Here is a 3,125-nt window from a genome sequence, read left to right as displayed (position 1 = left end):
CATAAGAACAAGGTATTTTTATTTCGACTTAATAAGTATGAAATAACTTGAATCTCAGTAATTTTACTTGCTTTTCGATTTTTTAGATATTCTAAAAAACGAACTCGTTTTTTCAGCTTGTTATTAAATTGTTAAAGATCTTACTCATAAAGAGTATAGCGAAGATAACTAACATGCTAGTTAGCTTTGTATAATCTTTATAATTATTTTTAATTTTGACCTGACTATTATATATCTGAATTTAATATAAGTCAAGAGAAAATTAATAAATTTTTAAATTGTTTAATTTTTGTTGTCACTACTCATGACAACGAAGCATATTATGCCATAATTTTATTTAATAGTCAAGCAGTAAAAACTAATATTTAATCCATTTCCATCTAAAATCTGTAAAAATAAGTTAAATCAGTTTTTCAGACAACCCAACCACAACTACAACTGATAAGTGCAACCGGCAGCCATAACCTAAAACCAGACAATCAGACAACTGAACAAATCAGATAAACCAGATAATCAACAACAAACAACCAAAAGACCAAACAACGAACACCAATAAACTGGTAAGAATAAAATCCTGACTATTAACTATAGACTAGGATTAGTAACTACAAGTATCGTTTACTACTGCTAATGCTACAGTTATTGCTACAACACTGCTACTATAGAAGTAATTACTATATTTATAATTGCTCTATTGATAATTACTCAAACTTAGATAAAAATTAAGACCCGCAAGCGGATCTAAATAAAAAATGGTGGAGATAATCGGGATCGAACCGACGGCCTCTTGCATGCCATGCAAGCGCTCTCCCAGCTGAGCTATATCCCCATCACCATATAAAATTATCTTTCTATATTTTACTAAACTCTTTATTTTCTTGCAAGAGCCTAGCGAAATTTTCGCAAGATTTCTAACCTATTTAATATAGTATAAATTTTATAAACAGACCAATAAATACTTAGTTCTCTTTATAAGTAACCTACTGGTTGTATTAAAAAAAAAAAAGATCTACTATTACATACTGTTAAACTATTATAGAGTACTATTTAATTCCTCACAACCTATATAGTTGTTCGGATTATATATTAAAGTTGTCGGTTATCATTTTGGTTGATTGGTCTGTCTGAAAAAAGATTGTGCTTATAGATTACGCTTATAGATTACGCTTATAGATTACACTAACATTGAACCTACATGTCTTATATTTTCTTGTATTAAGACCATATTAAAACAAATGAGCCGACTGTACGATATTAGTTGAGTGAGTATGTAACTCAAAAGTTCTAGTCAACCTAACCTTAATTATTTACTATTGAAAATTAATAGTTAGGTTGTATTTTTGAAAGTGTTGCACTATTACTTGTTTAGTCTCTAAGGATAATTGTTTATCTGCTACTAATTCGTAGTTGTAGTATTTAGTAGTTGCACTAATAGTACCATCACCGGTAATCGGAGCACTAACAACAATCTGTCCTTGAGTTTTTACTGAACGCACGCTAGGAATTAACACTTACTGTACGTATTTTTGCATACTTGAATCTTTATCAAGTTCGGCTTGTCTTTGAAAGAACTCTGCCCAATAGGTTACACCTTGAAAGATTAATGCTTGAACGTCCCCCTCATTAGTTTCTCTTCCTCTTAGTAGAATACTTAAATCAACATATGGCTGACAAAAGTGCCTTTCAAAAGTATATGAGGTTGAGTAATCTACATTCGGACGTAAAGGTAAACTATTAAAATTCGTACAAGTATGTATTACTTGAAAGAGTAAACTTGCTTGCTGATTTCTATAAACACCTTGGGTAAAACTTGGTGAAGTATAGAATGCTAATTCTCGCCCTACCTGTTGTAAAACTACTTCTCTTTGGGCATGGGCATTAAGTAACCACTGCAAATAAAGACATTAACGTACTACTATACACTTCTAAGGCTTGAGAATGAGTTTGTTGTAAATTAACTACACGCAAATAGGCATGACGTTCAGCAGGAGTTAAGTATGCTAAATCTGTTTACTCGGCATTTAATGCAGGGCTAATAATTTCTTTCCCTTTAGCTAAATTTTTAGCTAAGTCACTTACAGAGTTGTCTGTAGTTGTACTATCGGCAAAGTTATTACTATCTCCTACTACAGCGTAACCATTACCTGTCGCAAAAATATTACTTACGCCATAATTACCGTAAGCATAGTTTGTACTTTGCGAATTAGTAGTGCTACTGTGAGAATCTGCGGACAGACTTTCATTATTGTCATCAGCATCAGCTAAAGTTTCACTTTTCGTAATGCTTATAGCATTAGCTTTACTCTGATTAGTAAATCCAATCTCACTATTAATAACAATCATGTCATTACTAATCGGTAAATCACCGCCAGCTATCGTAGGAATTAAGCGATGTTGATTATAAGCTTGGTTTTGTTTTAAAGCTTGCTCTGATCCTTGAAAAATTGCTACAGTTGAAATCTTTTGTCCACCAACTACAATATGACTAGTTTCAGGTGCACAACCTAATAATGATAAAACTCCCAAAGCAGCAGTAACATGTAGTCCTACTTTACTAATTTTAGGTGCTTTAGATACTTTAGATAAAACTTAAAAGTTTAATACTTTTGGAAAAACTATGGATTTAATCCGTTTGCTGCAAATAGCATTGCTACTGCTAATCAAGGTCTTAAGTAGTTTAATGTGCATAGTTATATAAGATGTAAAAAATAATTAAGTGGTCATAATATAAGTATCTACCTCAATTATATCTAAATCTCTAAACATGTCATAACTATCACTTAGCTTATGCAATTTTACCTACTAGGCAAATTTTTAGCCTAAAAGCACAAGACAACGTTATATACTTCAACAGTAGCATAACTTAAATTTTAGTATTGATATTTCGCGCAAATCATCTACAAATTTCTAATTTATACTGAACTAAAGACCATAAGATCATAGTAAGCAAAATTAAATTCTAACACAATCTGTATACTATTGCGCTCAAAAACGCAAAAATCCAGACGCTAATATGGTCTGGATTAACTAAAAATTAATTTTAAAAATAAAGAACGGTACAATAAAATTTTTAAAAATCATCTGAGCTGTATCACAATCGTAGCTTAAGTGAAGCACTGCAAAAC

The 3,125-nt window shown here is 31.4% G+C and carries 3 protein-coding genes and 1 tRNA gene; all 4 read right to left on the bottom strand.

The genetic code is table 11. The features are described from left to right. Positions 1 to 753 precede the first annotated feature (753 nt). A tRNA-Ala gene (locus tag CKF58_RS07160) sits at positions 754 to 829 on the bottom strand. A gap of 481 nt (positions 830 to 1,310) precedes the next feature. Further along, positions 1,311 to 1,496, bottom strand: a complete 186-nt coding sequence (locus tag CKF58_RS07155; RefSeq protein ID WP_147397239.1) for a hypothetical protein — start codon at positions 1,494 to 1,496, stop codon at positions 1,311 to 1,313. A gap of 15 nt (positions 1,497 to 1,511) precedes the next feature. Beyond that, positions 1,512 to 1,895, bottom strand: a complete 384-nt coding sequence (locus tag CKF58_RS07150) for a hypothetical protein (protein ID WP_119532412.1) — start codon at positions 1,893 to 1,895, stop codon at positions 1,512 to 1,514. A 115-nt stretch (positions 1,896 to 2,010) separates the two neighbouring features. Next, positions 2,011 to 2,526 (bottom strand): hypothetical protein, encoded by a 516-nt coding sequence (locus tag CKF58_RS07145; protein WP_119532410.1) that lies wholly within the window; start codon positions 2,524 to 2,526, stop codon positions 2,011 to 2,013. Between the last annotated feature and the right edge of the window lie 599 nt (positions 2,527 to 3,125).

Source organism: Psittacicella hinzii (assembly GCF_003585935.1).
Lineage (GTDB): Bacteria > Pseudomonadota > Gammaproteobacteria > Enterobacterales > Psittacicellaceae > Psittacicella > Psittacicella hinzii.
Note: the sequence above shows the minus strand (reverse complement) of the source record. Positions and strands in the feature narration are given on the sequence as shown.